Genomic DNA, 15,051 nt, shown 5'->3' with positions numbered 1-15,051 from the left:
CCGGAAAGGGTGCCCTGATAAATGACGGCTTTTACGAATGATGCCGTGTCTCTAAGGTAGTGACGGGGAACACGCCGGGGGGCTGCGTGGGGCGCTCTCGATTGGATTGTTAGCAGTTTGCGCATCTGGATCGGTTGAGCGCCCCCGCTCCTGGCGAACCGGCTCGCGACGGCGGTTGTTGAGCACGCCGTGGCTTTCTTCGAGGTAGCACGAGCCGCAGAGCGACTCGTAGGTGACCTCCACGCCGTCGATGGCCACCTGATCGCCGTCGAACACGAACGCGCCGTCGACCTTGCGACCGTTGAACACGGCCTTGCGACCGCAACGGCAGATGGTCTTGAGCTCTTCGAGACTGTGCGCCACCTCGAGCAGCCGGCGGCTGCCGGGGAACGCGACGGTCTGGAAGTCGGTGCGGATGCCGTAGGCGAGCACCGGGATGTTCTCGAGGATCGCGATGCGCAGCAGGTCGTCGACCTGGGTCTCGGTGAGAAACTGCGCCTCGTCGACGAGCAGGGCGCTCACGTCGAGCCCGCTGGCGGTGAGGGTGTCGTGCCGGTGCTGCTGGAACAGGGCGTAGGCATCCGTCTCGGGGGTGAGTAGAAAATCGACGCCGCGGGTGACGCCCAGGCGGGAGAGGATGCCGCGGTCGCCCTTGGTGTCGACCGACGGTTTGGCCAGCAGCACCCGGTGGCCGCGCTCCTCATAGTTGTAGGCGGCCTGCAGCATGGAGGTGCTCTTGCCGCTGTTCATCGCCCCGTATCGGAAATACAGTTTTGCCATAACCGCCCTTGCGTTTGTCGTGGGTTTCAGCGTACTTGGCGGGGCGCTTTCTGCGCGCGCACCCCTGCGGGGGTGGCCGGGGTGGCCGGCGCCTGCGCGGCCGCCGTGAGTTCGTGCGGGTCGCGGGCGCTGTCGAACTCGATGGTGAGCGAGGGCCGCCGCACGGTGACCCGCACATTGGTGAAGACCACCCGGATGACACCCAGGTAGGGCCGCAGCAGGGCGCGCACCTTGCGCGGCGGCAGGTCGAGCGCGGCCTGGATGGCGAGGGTGTCGACCAGGGTGGCGGCGGGGATTGCGGCGGTGGCCGTCTTGGCGGCGGCGAGCAGACCGAGCGGATTGAGCGGGGTGCCGCGGGTGGGGCCGGGGCGGCGGCCGGTGGGGATGCGCGGCACCGGCTGGGTCGCGGTGGGAGCGGCCGGGACGGTGGTGCCGGTGATCTGCACCACCAGGCTGTGCGGGTCGAAGCCGGGTGCGGCGCAGAGGGCGCCGATGAGCGCGGCGGTGGCGGCGCGCTGGTCGGCGCGGAACGCCGTGGCCCGGTGCTCGGGGTCGGCCACGACGAGCAGGCCCGGGGTGCCGCGTTCGGTGAGGGCGGCGCGTTCCCGGGTGGCCACGGAGTCCAGCCAGGTGCGGTCGATCTCGGCGACCAGGGTGCGGCGCACGTCGGCGGCGAGCTGGCCGGCCTGGGCGGTGTCGAGGGCGGTGACCGTGCCGCGCTCGAGGAGGGCGGAGAGGAACGGGATGACGCCGGACTTCAGGGCGGCGACCTGCTGCTCCACCACGGCGCGGGCCATCTGGCCGCGGGCCTCTTCGGTGCGGGCGACGATGGCGCGGCGGGCATCGGTCTGCCAGGTGAGGATGGAGCGCACGATGCGCCGGGAGTACGCGGCGCCGGCGGCGGCGGGCGCGAGGATCTGGGTGGCCGCGACGATGGCGTAGACGGCGATGGGCACGGTGACCTCGTAGGAGGCCTGCTGCGGCACGGTGACGACGATCGCGATGACGCTGGCGGCCACGCCCGACCAGGCGATCTCCCGCCAGGGCCGGTAGGGCGCCAAGCCCAGGAGCAGGAAGCCGATGCAGACCGGGCCGAAGTCGTCTTGCACGAGCAGGTTGCCGCCCCAGCGGCTGAACTGTTCGAGCAGGTAGCCGAGCAGCGCGAGGGCGACCATCACCAGGTGCAGCCGGCCGTGGAAAGGGGCGTTGGCCGGCTGGGTGGCGATCACGAGGGTGCCGGCGGCGGCGGCCATGGCGAGCACGGCGAGGGTGGCCAGCAGGGAGTTCTGGATCTGGCCCTGTTGCAGCACCGTGGCGATCACCGTGTAGCAGAGCACGATCGCGGCGATCAGGGGCGCGAGCGGCCAGGCGGCGAGGGTGCCCAGCGGGTCGAGGCGCTGCTGGGTGGCGCGGCGGTTGGTCATGAGGTGGGGGCCTGATCGGTGGGGGCTTCGGCGGTGGCTTCTTCGGCGGCGGCGATGGTGCTCGGCACGATGGGCGGGGCCGGCAGGGTGAGCAGCACCGAGGTGCCGGCGCCGGGCCGCGACCAAATCACCACGGAACCGCCGAGCCGTTCGATGCGTTTGCGCACCGACTGGCGCAGACCCAGGCGGTCGTTGCCGGTTTCGGCCTCCATGAACCCGCGGCCGGCGTCGAGCACCATCACCGAGACGTTCTGCTCATCGGCGTCGATCACCACCTCGGCGCTGACGATGCCGGCGTGCAGCAGCACGTTGACCAGGCATTGCTGCACGGCAAAGCCCAGCTCCCGGTCGCTCTCCGGGTCGAGGCGGGCGAGGGACTCCTTGGCGCCGGTGATGTCGACGACGAGACCACGGTCGCGCATGCGGTCGATGGCTCGGAAGACGGCGCTGGACAGCCATCCGTCGTCACCCTTCGTGGCGGCGGTGCGCTCATCGACGTGAATGAGCCAGTCGCGATCGTCGAGGGTCTGCAAGGTCTCGCGCAGGCTGGCCTCGAGGGCGCGGGTCATGGGGCCGGGTTTGGCGCGGGCCACCGAAACCAGCTGGTTGAGCGTGGTGTCGTGCATGAGGGCGATGGCGCGCACGTCGAAATCGTGACGGAGGCTGCGGGACTCGTCGTCTTGCACGGCGCGGTGGATGGCGGGCTGGGCGGCGCGTCCGGTGTGGCGGGCGAGGCCGTCGAGCAGCATCACCCCGACCAGGAACAGGTAGGTGACGATGGTGAAGACGTCGGGCCGGTCGGGCACGGCGGTCTGCGACACGGCGAGGGTGGCGGCGACCTCGGCGAGCACGAAGCCGACGGTGCTCCAGAGCACCCCGATCAGCGCGCCCGAGCCGGCGCCGCCGACCATGATCAGGGCCATCTTGGGCAGGGAGATGAGGAACATGTCGGACGACGGGAAGACCCCGGGCATGCCCAGCACCGCGCTGGTGAACAGGTAGGTGCACACGGCGCCGAGCAGCAGGTAGGCGATGGTGAGCGGCACCGTGCGCCAGCGGGCCAGCAGCGCCAGCAGGGCGCCCATGCCGAGGATCGCGGCGACGGTGACCTGCAGCCGGTCGGTGGGCGGGAACACGCTCAGCGCCAGCACCGAGCACAGGGCGCCGGCCAGGCAGATGAGCCCGAACCAGTGCGAGGCGCGGGCGAGGGCACGGCTCAGCGTGGCCTGGACCAGATGGCCGGGTAGACCTAGTGACATTGCGCCCTCTCCACCGTTGATTATCCCAGTTGCGGGCGGGTGGTGTGTGGCGGTGAGCACGTGCGTTGATGGAGCTTGTCGTGATCCCGTGGGGGGCCGCGCATCCGTCGGCGAGGGTGTGGTCTGCGGGGCAGACGCCGGTGTGCGGTGGGGCGGGGCGTTATGCGGGGCAGGCGCCGGTATGCCCCGGGCGCGCCACCCGCCTACCGGCGCCTGACCCGCGCAGCTCGGACGGGGTGTCGGGCGCAGGGCAGAGTTGAAAATCCGCTTCGGCCCGGGACCTCAGTCGTCAGTTGGTGCAGGGTTTCGACACGCTCGAACGATGGTGGCAGTGGGAATAGAAGAGTACCTAGCCTGAGAGCGGCCGTTGTTACCGACAGTTGTCGCTCGCGTCATGCGGACCGTCAATGCCAGGGCCCGACGACTACGATGCTGGCTTCCAAAGCGCCAAGTCTTCCCAGTCTTTTGGGAACCCCATGCTGACACTAGGAGTGATGAGTTGGGTGCCGTCTGGGGCGGGTAGTGAAAGGTTGAGCTTCCTTACCTGTGTCTTGAAGGTCATGTTCCAAGTCGACCCGGAAGAATGCGATTGCAGCATGAACGCCAGCGTGGCCGCATAGATGTAAAGCCGTTGATTCGGCTTGGGCGTAGCAGTGAAATCGGACTCAAGGAGATGGGCAAGAAGATCTCCGTTGGTTTCATACTTCTTGATCGAAAGTGCACGTTTGAATGCGCGGTTGAAGAGACGTGACCCGTGAGCACAGGTGTTCCGGAAGTCGACCATCATGCGGAGTACCGCTCCAAAGCGACGGGGGTGCGCAAATCCAAAAATCCGAGCCACTTCCCGTGCATCCTGAGTCTGCATGAGGTCGAAGAGAAAAGGCAGCTTGCCGAAGCTCAACACCTCAGTGACAGCCCAAATAGGCACAGGTTGATGGGGGTATTTCAGGACATGGTGAGCAATGAAGTCCTCGTCTTCCGCGCCCGAACTCACTGCGTCTTGGCATGTCTTCATCCACGCCTCGAACTTGGTCGTGTCACCGGCGGGCTGTTGACAAGTTCGCTCATCAAGGAATTCTTGGGAGGCGTGTGCAGCTACGTTCCTCGCAGCCAATGTGTGGGCGATCGCCGCCCGAAGCCGAATTTCGAAGTCTAGGAGACCTTCCAGACAGACGCGCCCCAACTTCGCGTCGAAGGCCTCGAGCTTGATCACATGTGTGAAACTCGCCTCGGGCAGGTATTCGTCCCGGCGATATTGTCGCAGCCGTTCGTCGATCTCGCCGGGTGGAGATAGCTGTCGGAGGACATACCGATATGCACCTGAGCGAAAGTACCCTACGCGGGTCAAGAGGTCGAGCGCCTCGTCGCGGTCGGGGATAGCGAGACCGCGTTCCACGAGCTGGTTGAGGAGTTCTTCGCGTTCCTTGAAGTCCTTGGTGTAGTCCACACCTCAACGTATACCGCGGAATGAAAATCGCCCCCTTGAGCCGAGGCTCAGAGGGGGGCGATGTCTGATAACCGAAATCTAGCACAATCAACCGAGAAGGGACTGTGCGCCAAGGTGCCCTCGGCGAGGGCACGAAGAAGACGTGCCCGATTCGGCGAAACTGAATCCAACTGGCCCGTGCTCAACGGCGCCACCGCGGCAATGATGAGGACGACAAGGCGAGCACGCGGGCGCGGGCGATCTTCGAGCGGCACGGTTGCGTGCTAAATGGGCTGTTCCACCAGTCCGCGATCACCGCCGAGCCTCGGGGTCACGCTCTTCAGCCGAGTGGATAGCGTGCCGGCTTTGCCGGAGCGGGTTCGGTTCAGCGCTCGGCTGCGCGTCACGACAGCGGATGAGATCGTGGCTCAGGAGGTGCGGCGGCAGGGTATGCCGCGCTGTAGTTTGCGCGGCACGCTTACTTCTTCGCGTCGGTCATGTCAGCAGCCGCTCCGGGCCGGTCCGGCCAGCGGGCTCGTGGGGGCGCATCCCTTCGTTGGGGCATTTTGCCGAGTGACCGCCGCTATCACGCGCGGGCGCGGATTGGCGCGGTGAGCTCCTGGCCGGGTGTTCGCTGCACCCCGTGTGGCTGGATGCACCAGCTATAGCGGGCGCATCCAGCCACAGGAGGAGCAGCGACGCTGGTGCTACGAGGCAGCTGGGCGCAGCCCCCGTCGACGCAGGACCGGCCCGCCGAGGACTCCGGCCAAGCCGAGAAGCAGCATCCCGAGGCCGATTGCCGGCGTCGCCCCCGCCTGCGCGCCCGTGGTTGCCAGGCTGCCGCGCTGAACGGTCACATCGGCAATGATCGTCACTCCCAGATCCGCGAAGTTGAGGATGAGGTGGTGGCTGCCGTTGGGAACCGCGGTCAGGTCCACGTTGCCGGTCACCGTGCCGCTGTTCCACTGCACGGTGCCAAGGGCGACCGGCTCTGAGCGCATATTGGCAATGATGCGCGAGTTGGAATCCTGGATCTTTTTCATAATGCTGCTCATCATCTCGAAGGCCTCGTTGCGCTTGTTGGTCAACGACTGCAAGCGGAGCATGTCCATTTGCTGGTTGTTCGAGTTCGTGTCGATGATCCCCCTCAGCCTGAGGATCAGCGCGGGTGTGGGCCCCTCTTTCGGTGGCCTGAGACTCTGCCTGATGGCATCGGTCGGGGAGGAGTCCAGGAACGGGTCGCTCAGCACGCCGGCGGCGCGGACCGCCGCAGAGACCTCCGCGAAGGGGTAGTCCTCGTAGTAGTAGCCACGCACGATCTTGAGGGCGTCGTTGAGGCGCGTCGCCTGGGCGTTGTTGGCCTGAATGCTCTCGATCTGGGTCTGGAGCTGCTGGTCCATGTTCTTGACACGGTTCATCTGGACCGCCATCAGAGCCGCTTCGAGATCAAAGGCGACGAAGGGCACGTCAGTCACTGTTACGCCGGGCATGGCGCCGGTGACATTGTTGACCATAGTCCGCAGCTTCGGCTGCGCGGTGGCCTGCGGCTTTGTTGCCAAACCAAGCACCTGGCCGGCCTCGTTGGTCAGCCCGACGGTGTTGCCGCTGCCAGCTTCGGCTGTCGCGGCGAGCAGATCGTCGAGCTGACTCTCGGTCACCGCGTTGAGGCCGCCGCTCAGTCCGGTCGTGCCGGGGAACACAGTGCCCGTTCCGCCGGTTCCTTGGACGGGCGCCTGGGAGTTGGTGGGCGACGGCGTTGGGATTTCTGTGGGGGTGTCGGTGGGCGTCGGGGTGGCCGTGGGGGTGGGGGTGGGGGTGGCCGTGGCCGTGGGCGTGGGGGTCGCCGTGGGCGTGGGGGTCGCCGTGGGCGTGGGGGTGTCGGTGGGGGTCGGAGTGTCAGTCGGGGGCGCCGTGGGCGTGGGCGTCGACGGCACGAGCGGCACGACGGAGAAGGCGCGCGACACGTCGAAGGTGGCGCCGTCGGGATCGACGGGCAGAGCGAACACGACATTGCCCGCATCCTGCCCCTCGGCGAGCACGTAGGCCAGCGGCGGTGTGAAGCTCAGCCGGTACTGTTCAGCGTCAAGAGTCGGCACGGCGGCGGTACTGAAGGAACCGTCGGCGGCCAGCGGGATCGTCTGCAGGGCGGTGTCGCCGCGGGTGAGCACAGCAGCGCCGCCGGTCAGGTCGGAAAGCGCGGTGGCGCCATCCGTCGCGGTGATTCGGCCGGAGAGGTATCGGTAGGGGTGCTGCACGTTGATGGACACCACGTTCGTGGTCGTGGCGCGGAACTCCGTCCTCATCCACCACAGGGCAGCATCGTCACTGTTACCGCCGGGCCACTGCGGGTCGGCGGAGTACTGCGACGAGGCGGCCGTATCGACGTCGAAGGTGACGCGGCCATCGGATCCCGTTGTGCCTGTGCCCGCATCGTCACCGCTCGTTTCATTTCGGAGCGTGACGACGGTCCCGACCAGCGGAACCGGGACATCCTGGTCATAGATCATCACTTCGATCGTGACGCTGTTCATCGATGGCCCAGCCGGGTCTGCTGCCGCGACGAGCGGCACGGCGGTGAGGCTCATGCCGGCTATCGCTAGTACGGCTCCGCTCAGACGGGTGAATCTGGCCACCGGATTGCGCGACAACGTCGACATTCGGATCCATCTCTAAGCGCCGTGCCCAGCAGGCTGTCTCGTCGCCGACGCCGGTGCGATCGAGAGCCTATCGACCGCCGTTGAGGCCCGCAACAAATCGCGCTCCATCCGTCGTGCGGGTCGAGCTGGCCGGGGTTGCTAGGCGGTGGCGGGGAGAGGGGTGGGCGCGAGGCGGGGCCAAGCCGAAGGCGATCGCGGAGCCGGCGAGGGAGAGAGTTGGCCGATGTAGAGGAGAGGGGTGGGCGAGAGGCCTGGCGGGGCGCCGCATCCGCTGGCTGGGGAGTTATGCGGGGTAGGCGCCGGTATGCCCGGGGCGCGCCACCCGCCTACCGGCGCCTGACCCGCGCAGCTCAAAAGAGGGTCGGTGCCAGGTCGAGCGGCAGCTCGGCGGCGATCAGGGAGGGCGGGACCGCCGGGTGGCCCGACGAGGCGGCGGTGGCTGCTGGCGCGGTGAGGGCCGTCGAGAGGATGCCGCCGGTCGCCGGATCTTCCCGGCGGCGGTGCAGGCCGTGCGCGCTGAGCAGCGGGTGGATGCGCTGGGCCAGCCACTGGCGGTACTCCTTGGGCGCGTAGGTGCCGCGCTTGTAGAGCTCGCGGTACTTGGGCAGCAGCTCGGGGTGCGCCTGCTCGAGCCAGTGGAAGTACCACTCCTTGACGCCGGGCTTGAGGTAGAGGGCGCTGTAGAGCACCCCGGTGGCGCCGGCGGCCTTGGCCTGGCGCATGGCGTCGTCGAGGTGCGCCTTGGTGTCGGTGAGGAACGGCAGGATCGGCATCATGAACACCGAGCAGTCCAGGCCGCGGTCGCGGATGGCGGCGACCGTGGCGAGCCGGGCCTTGGTGCTGGGGGTACCGGGTTCGACGGACTGTTGCAGGGCGTCGTCGTAGATGGCGATCGACAGAGCGAGGTCGACCGGCACGTGCCGGCTGGCCTCCTGCAGCAGGTCGAGGTCGCGGCGCAACAGAGTGCCCTTGGTGAGGATCGAGAACGGGGTGCCAGAGTCGGCGAGCGCGGCGATGATGCCGGGCATCAGCCGGTAGCGCCCCTCGGCGCGCTGGTAGGGGTCGGTGTTGGTGCCCAGAGCCACCGGATGCTTGCCCCAGGTTGGCTTGGCGAGCTCCTTGCGGAGCACCTCGGCCACGTTGACCTTGACGATGATCTCGTTGTCGAAGTCCTTGCCGGCGTCGAGGTCGAGGTAGTTGTGAGTGGGGCGGGCAAAGCAATTGTGGCTGACGACACCATTGGCGATAAAGTCACCGGTGCCCGTGGTGATGTCGATCATGTCCATGGTGGTGCCCAGGTCTTCGATGGAGACGATCTGCAGCTCGGCGGCGGAATTCACTGCGGCGCCCGTGAGGTGCGGGTCGGGGCTGAACATGGCATCCGATGAGGCATGCGTTGCCCCCGTGGCGCCGAAACCCATGAGCGCACTCGTGGTTGTCAGGTGCGGGCGCGGCTCCTCGCCGATGGCGGTGTCGGCAACGTACCGCCACCCCTGCTCGGTCAGAAAGCGGTGGTCTGCGCTGGCGACGATCTCGGTGTCGTCGGCAAGGGTGATCCTATAGCCGCGCTTGCGCGTGTTCCAGGCAGCAAGCACCGTCGTTTCCGTGAAGCGCCGAGTCAGGCCGCCGGCGTGGGTGCCGATGAGGGCCTCACCGACCTTGACGTCCCCGAGCGGTTTCTGCCGACCATCGGCCATCAGGATGAGAGTTTCTGGGCTCAGGCAGTAAGTGCACGCATGAGAGCAGCCGCGGTAGGGATTGATGGTCCAGCCGAATGGCATCGCGCTCTGGCCGGGCACCCGGTTGAGGGCGGACTTGGCGAGCACCTCGTGGAAGGTGATGCCGTCGAATTCTGGGGTGCGCACGCTGCGCACCAGGTTGTTCAGCCGTGCCAAGCCAGGCAGCGCGCCGGCCTGCTCGGTTGTTAGCTCTTGTCCACTCCACCGCATGCATCAAGTCGAACACATGTTCGAGTGGGATGCAAGCGGGCGGCGGGCCGGCAGCTACCGGGTGCGCGGCGTGGGGTCGAGGCCGAGCGGCTTGGTACGCGGCATGTAGAAGGCCGCCGCCACGGTGGCGACCGCGGTGATCGCCAGGGCCACGAACACGGCGGACGACGCATCCGTGATGGCCTGGGGGTTGTGGTCGGTGTTGCCGGGCAGCGCGTAGATGGCGTTGGCGATAGCACCGAAGATGGCGACGCCGACGGCGCTGCCGATCGATCGGGAGAACATGTTGGTGCCGGTGACGACCCCGCGTTCTTCCCACTCCACGCTGGACTGGGCGGCGATCATCGATGGCGTCGCCACCAGACCCAGCCCGAGTCCGATCACGAAGCAGGAGACGGCCACGGTGGCGACGGCGGGCGTTGCGGCCGTGAGCGCCAGGGTCACCGTGCCGAGCACGGTGATGGCCAGGCCGATCAGCACGGTGGCGCGAAAGCCGATCCTGAGGTAGAGCCGGCCAGACTGGGACGCCGAAATGGGCCAGCCGATGGTCAGGGCCGCGACGGCGAGACCGCCGAGGATGGGGGTGACCCCGAGCGATCCCTCCAGGTAGGTGGGCACAAACGACGTGAGCCCGAGCATGATGCCGCCGACGCCCAGACCGATCAGCGAACTGGTGAGGACCACACGCCGAGAGAAGACCCACATCGGCAGCACGGGTTCTGCCGCGCGGCGCTCGGCGAAGACGAAGGCCACCAGCAGGAGCGCACCGATGCTGAAGATGCCGATGCTCTGCGGCGAGCCCCACGCCCACGCCTGCCCGCCCTCGAGCACCGCCAGGAGCAGGGCGCTCAGCGCCAGCATCAGCAGGGTGGCGCCGAGGTAGTCCACCTTGTGCTTGCGGTGCTGAATGGTTTCGTGGAAGGTGCGCATCAGCATCCATGCCGCGATGAGGCACAGGGGGATGTTGATGAAGAAGATCCACCGCCAGGTCGAGAACTCGGCGAAAACCCCGCCGAGGGTCGGCCCGACGACGGAGGAGATGGCCCACACGCTGGCGAGGTACCCCTGGGTCTTGGCGCGCTCGGCCACGGTATAGATGTCGCCGGCGATGGTGACCGACATCGGCAGGATCGCACCGGCGCCGAGGCCCTGCACGGCCCGGAACGCGATCAGGGCCGGCATGCTCCAGGCGAACCCGCAGAGGATCGAGCCGAGCAGGAAGACGCCGATGCCGAAGAGGAGGATGGGCTTGCGACCGATGACATCGGACAGCTTCGCGTAGACCGGCACCGACACGGCCTGCGCTAGCAGGTAGATGGAAAACAACCACGGGAACTGCGAGAAGCCGCCGATGTCCTTCACGATGGAAGGCACCGCGGTGGCGAGAATCGTCGACTCGATGGCGACGAGCCCGGTGGTCAACATCAGGGCGATGAGGATGGGCCCGCGTTCGGACCGGAAGCCGACGTCCCGTCTATCCACACTCATCCGATGAACGTTGTGTCGTATCCGTGGGTCACTCTGGGCCCAAGCGTGGAAAGCGGCTGACTATTCCGAGTTTTGCGCGATTCCTCCGCTGCTGGTCGACTTGGCCACGCACGATAAAAAGGCAAAAGTCCGTTTACGAGGATGCTTTCGCCGTTTGCGTCCTCTTAAGCTCACTGTTTCCTGTTTTCCGGGCGCTCCGCGGGCGGGCTAGGCGGTGAGGTGCAGGGTGGCAGCGGTGGCGGCCAGGGACGCGACAGCCGCGGCGGGGTCGTCGGAGAGCTTGGTGCCCAGGCTCGGCACCATCTCGCGCAGCTGCGGCTCCCAGCGGGAGTACTCCCCCGGGAAGCACCGCGCCAGCAGGTCGAGCATGATCGGCGCGGCGGTGGATGCTCCGGGCGAGGCCCCGAGGAGTCCGGCGATGCTGCCGTCGGCGGAGGTGATGACCTCGGTGCCGAACTGCAGGATGCCGCCGGCCTTGGCGTCTTTCTTCATCACCTGCACGCGCTGCCCGGCGGTGATCAGCTCCCAGTCCTCGGCTTTGGCCGTGGGCATGAACTCGCGCAGGGCGTTGAGCTTGGCGGTGCGGGAAGCGAAGACCTCGCCGACGAGGTACTTCATCAGGCCGAAGTTGTTCTTGGCCACGGCGAGCATGGGCACGAGGTTGTGCGGGCGCACGGAGAAGGGCAGGTCGAACCAGGTGCTGCTCTTGAGGAACTTGGGGCTGAAACCGGCGAACGGGCCGAAGAGCAGCGAGGTTTCGCCATCCACCACCCGGGTGTCGAGGTGCGGCACCGACATGGGCGGCGCACCCACGGCGGCCTTGCCGTAGACCTTGGCCTGGTGCTGGGCCACGATGGCCGGGTTGGAGGTGCGCAGGAACTGCCCGCTGATCGGGAAGCCGCCGAAGCCCTTGATCTCGGGGATGCCGCTCTTCTGCAGCAGCGCCAGGGCGCCGCCGCCGGCACCGACGAAGACGAACTTGGCCTCGACGGTGTTGGTGTACCGGCCCACCAGGCTGAGCAGTTTGAGCTTCCAGGAGCCGTCGCTCTGCTGCTTGAGACTGGTGACCTGCTGGTTGAGGTGCACCTTCACGCCGCGCTTCTTGAGCGAGTCGAAGAGGTAGCGGGTGACGGCGCCGAAGTCCACGTCGGTGCCGGACTCGATGCGGGTCGCGGCGATCTTCTGTTTGGCGGAACGCTTCTTGGTGAGCAGCGGGGTCCACTCGCCGATCACGGCCGGGTCTTCGCTGTACTCCAGGCCGGCGAACAGCGGCTGGTCGGCGAGCGCGTCGCGGCGCTTGCGCAGGTAGTCCACGTTGGAGGTGCCGTGCACGAACGTCATGTGCGGGGTGGAGTTGATGAACTTCTCCGGCTCGGGCAGCACCCCGGTGTCAACCAGGTGCGACCAGAGCTGACGGCTGATCTGGAACTGCTCGTTGATGGCCACGGCCTTCTCGGCGGTGACGGTGCCGTCGGCGGCCTGGGGCATGTAGTTGAGCTCGCACAGCGCCGCGTGCCCGGTGCCGGCGTTGTTCCACGGGTTCGAGCTCTCCTGAGCGAGCTCGCCGAGGCGCTCGTAGACCTGGATGTTCCAGTCGGGCTGCAGTTCGGCGAGCAGGGTGGCCAGGGTGGCGCTCATGATTCCCCCGCCAATCAGGGCGACATCGACCTTTTCTGAATTCACGTTCTTACTCTAACCCGGTGCGCGGGCCGCTCCGGCAGGCATCCGCAGCGCCCCGACCGGGGCGGCGTATAGGGTTGCCGAATGGACACCACCGGCAGCCGTCTGGGCATTTCCCTGGGCATCATCGCCCTCGCGGCGCCCATCGCGGCGCTCGGCCTCTTCATCGGCAGCTTCGCCGTGGCGGCGGGCACCGCCGCGCACAGCAACCCGCTCGCCGGGCAGGTTTTTTATGCCGACCCGGACTCCACCGCGAATGTGGCCGCGGCCGCCGCTGCGACCGCCGACCCGGAGTCTGCCGCCGCGGCCACGCTCGCCCGGATCGCCGAGCAGCCCGCCGCGATCTGGCTGCTGCCGGAGAGGTACCCGCTGGCCACCGTGCAGGCCGATGTGACCGCGATCGCCACGGCCGCCGCGGCCGCCGGGCAGACACCGGTGTTCGTGATCTACGGCATCCCCAACCGCGACTGCGGCAACTTCTCGGCCGGCGGGCTCTCGGAGACCGACTACCCCACCTGGGTCTCCGCCATTGCGACGGCGCTCACGCTCACGCCATCCGTGGTGATTCTCGAACCGGATGCGTTGGCGCTGGCCACCGAGTGCGGCAACGTTGAACAGCGGGTGCAGCAGATCAAGCAGGGCGTGGCCACTCTGGCGCCCACGATCGCCACGGTCTACCTCGACGCCGGCCACTCGGACTGGCTGAACCCGGCCACGACGGCCGACCTGCTCAACCGGGCCGGCGTGGCCGAGGTGCGCGGTTTCGCCACCAACGTCTCCAACTACAACGACTCCGCCGCGGAGCAGAGCTACGGCGAGGCGGTCTCCGCGCTCACCGGCGACGCCCACTTCGTCGTGGACACCTCGCGCAACGGCCTGGGCAGCAACGGCGAGTGGTGCAACCCGCCCGGCCGGGCGCTCGGCGCCACCCCCGCGGCGACCACCGACGGGGGCCTGCGCGACGCGGACCTCTGGGTGAAGGAACCGGGCGAGAGCGACGGCACCTGCAACAACGGTCCGGCCGCCGGGGAGTGGTGGAACGAGCGGGCGCTGCAGCTCGCCGCCGCCGCCGGCTGGTGAGCGCTACGTGATGGATGCTCAGAGCGAGTAGGATTCTGAGGTATGTCGTCGCCGGGGGAAGTTCGCAGAGTAGCGGTAATCATCGAGGACGACGCAGACATCCGCCATCTGCTCGAAGCGGTGCTCACTCAGGCCGGTTTTGACGCCATCGCAACGAGCAACGGGCTCGACGGTGTGCGTGCGGTTCGGGCGTACGACCCGATCGTGACGACGCTCGATGTGAGCATGCCGGGCATGGACGGTTTCGAGACCGCCAAGCGCATTCGCGCGTTCAGCGCCACCTATCTGGTGATGCTCACCGCGCGTGACGAAGAGATCGACACGCTGCAGGGCCTGGAGGCCGGCGCCGACGATTACCTGACCAAGCCGTTCCGTCCACGCGAGCTGCGCGCCCGCATCGACGCCATGCTGCGCCGGCCCCGGCTGGCACTGCCGCCGGAGAGCGCCGACGGGGCTGGCGGCGGATTCGCGGCTGGTGCTCCTGGTGCGACCGGGTCGGCGCCGGTGTCTGCGTCTGCGTCTACGTCTGCGTCTGCGTCTGCGGAACCCGCGTACACCCCGGCTTACGTGCCACCGGTCACCACTCCCACGCCCCCGATCGCCGACCTGCCGCCGAGCCTGGCTCCGGTGTCCGCCGCCGACGAGCACTACGCGGGTGCCACCCAGACCGTGCCGATCTCGCACGCCGGGCACGCCGCATCCGCCAGCGCTGACGAGCGCGCCGGCGACTGGATCGAGCACAACGGGCTGCGCCTGAGCAACGACATGCGCCTGGCCATGCTCGGCACCGACGAGCTCGACCTCACCCGCACCGAATTCGACCTGCTGGCCGCGCTGCTCGAGTCGAAGCGGCGCGTGCGCAGCAAGGCCGACCTGGCGCTGCTGCTGCGCGGCGAGAGCTACGTGACCTCGTACTACGTGAACGAGGCCGACAAACGCGCCGTGGAGGCGCACCTGAGCAACCTGCGCCGCAAGCTCGGCGACAGCCTCACCTCCCCGCGCTGGCTCGAGACCGTGCGCGGTGTGGGCTACCGGCTGGCGGCATCCGACGACGCTGGGCGCGAGTCGTACTAGGGCGCTGCGTGCGCTGAGGCGGCGCTATGCGCTCGTTTGGGCGTTATGCGGGGTAGGCGCCGCTATGCGCTTGTTTGGGCGTCGTGCGGGGTAGGCGCCGCTATGCGCTCGTTTGGGCGTTATGCGGGGTAGGCGCCGCTATGCGGGTGGCGCGCCACCCACGTGGTGGCGCCTGACCCACATTGCTCGCCCCGAGCAGCGCGAGCGCAACGGGCGCGGGGGGGGGTGCCCGGG

10 protein-coding genes are annotated in these 15,051 nt (G+C 67.9%); 2 read left to right on the top strand and 8 right to left on the bottom strand.

Annotated elements, in window-relative coordinates:
- Positions 1-51 precede the first annotated feature (51 nt).
- The 8 genes from ACEN2M_RS12635 to ACEN2M_RS12600 form a co-directional block, all read right to left on the bottom strand.
- Positions 52-780 carry a thymidine kinase gene (locus ACEN2M_RS12635; RefSeq protein ID WP_441648484.1) on the bottom strand — a complete coding sequence of 243 codons (729 nt, stop codon included), beginning with the start codon at positions 778-780 and terminating at the stop codon, positions 52-54.
- 26 nt (positions 781-806) lie between these two features.
- Positions 807-2,204: a hypothetical protein gene (locus ACEN2M_RS12630; protein ID WP_441648483.1), complete on the bottom strand. Its 1,398-nt coding sequence runs from the start codon at positions 2,202-2,204 to the stop codon at positions 807-809.
- Entirely contained in the window at positions 2,201-3,463 is a 1,263-nt protein-coding gene (locus ACEN2M_RS12625) for a sensor histidine kinase (RefSeq protein ID WP_441648482.1), read from the bottom strand. The genes ACEN2M_RS12630 and ACEN2M_RS12625 overlap by 4 nt, the downstream gene beginning before the upstream one ends.
- A gap of 424 nt (positions 3,464-3,887) precedes the next feature.
- Positions 3,888-4,910, bottom strand: a complete 1,023-nt coding sequence (locus ACEN2M_RS12620) for an Abi family protein (protein ID WP_441648481.1) — start codon at positions 4,908-4,910, stop codon at positions 3,888-3,890.
- A gap of 686 nt (positions 4,911-5,596) precedes the next feature.
- Positions 5,597-7,546 (bottom strand): hypothetical protein, encoded by a 1,950-nt coding sequence (locus tag ACEN2M_RS12615; RefSeq protein WP_441648480.1) that lies wholly within the window; start codon positions 7,544-7,546, stop codon positions 5,597-5,599.
- Between the two features lie 350 nt (positions 7,547-7,896).
- Positions 7,897-9,495, bottom strand: a complete 1,599-nt coding sequence (locus ACEN2M_RS12610; RefSeq protein WP_441648479.1) for an Rv2578c family radical SAM protein — start codon at positions 9,493-9,495, stop codon at positions 7,897-7,899.
- Positions 9,496-9,549: 54 nt separating this feature from the next.
- Positions 9,550-10,983 (bottom strand): MDR family MFS transporter, encoded by a 1,434-nt coding sequence (locus tag ACEN2M_RS12605; protein WP_441648478.1) that lies wholly within the window; start codon positions 10,981-10,983, stop codon positions 9,550-9,552.
- A gap of 207 nt (positions 10,984-11,190) precedes the next feature.
- Positions 11,191-12,666 carry a malate:quinone oxidoreductase gene (locus ACEN2M_RS12600; RefSeq protein ID WP_441648477.1) on the bottom strand — a complete coding sequence of 492 codons (1,476 nt, stop codon included), beginning with the start codon at positions 12,664-12,666 and terminating at the stop codon, positions 11,191-11,193.
- Between the two features lie 81 nt (positions 12,667-12,747).
- Between ACEN2M_RS12600 and ACEN2M_RS12595 the strand changes: the two genes are divergently transcribed.
- On the top strand, positions 12,748-13,743 hold the full coding sequence (locus ACEN2M_RS12595) for a glycoside hydrolase family 6 protein (RefSeq protein ID WP_441648476.1): 996 nt from the start codon (positions 12,748-12,750) through the stop codon (positions 13,741-13,743).
- Between the two features lie 42 nt (positions 13,744-13,785).
- Positions 13,786-14,817, top strand: coding sequence for a response regulator transcription factor (locus ACEN2M_RS12590; protein ID WP_441648475.1), 1,032 nt, complete (start codon positions 13,786-13,788; stop codon positions 14,815-14,817).
- Positions 14,818-15,051 lie beyond the last annotated feature (234 nt).

It is taken from the genome of Cryobacterium sp. W22_MBD10_FK3 (genome assembly GCF_052113745.1).
Lineage (GTDB): Bacteria > Actinomycetota > Actinomycetes > Actinomycetales > Microbacteriaceae > Cryobacterium.
This window is presented reverse-complemented; position numbering and strand designations above follow the sequence as displayed.

Bases quoted from the DNA above. Each gene is read 5' to 3' on its own strand.
- ACEN2M_RS12635 (WP_441648484.1), bottom strand. From the start codon at position 780: ATGGCAAAACTGTATTTCCGATACGGGGCGATGAACAGCGGCAAGAGC.
- ACEN2M_RS12630 (WP_441648483.1), bottom strand. From the start codon at position 2,204: ATGACCAACCGCCGCGCCACCCAGCAGCGCCTCGACCCGCTGGGCACC.
- ACEN2M_RS12625 (WP_441648482.1), bottom strand. From the start codon at position 3,463: ATGTCACTAGGTCTACCCGGCCATCTGGTCCAGGCCACGCTGAGCCGT.
- ACEN2M_RS12615 (WP_441648480.1), bottom strand. From the start codon at position 7,546: ATGTCGACGTTGTCGCGCAATCCGGTGGCCAGATTCACCCGTCTGAGC.
- ACEN2M_RS12610 (WP_441648479.1), bottom strand. From the start codon at position 9,495: ATGCGGTGGAGTGGACAAGAGCTAACAACCGAGCAGGCCGGCGCGCTG.
- ACEN2M_RS12605 (WP_441648478.1), bottom strand. From the start codon at position 10,983: ATGAGTGTGGATAGACGGGACGTCGGCTTCCGGTCCGAACGCGGGCCC.
- ACEN2M_RS12595 (WP_441648476.1), top strand. From the start codon at position 12,748: ATGGACACCACCGGCAGCCGTCTGGGCATTTCCCTGGGCATCATCGCC.
- ACEN2M_RS12590 (WP_441648475.1), top strand. From the start codon at position 13,786: ATGTCGTCGCCGGGGGAAGTTCGCAGAGTAGCGGTAATCATCGAGGAC.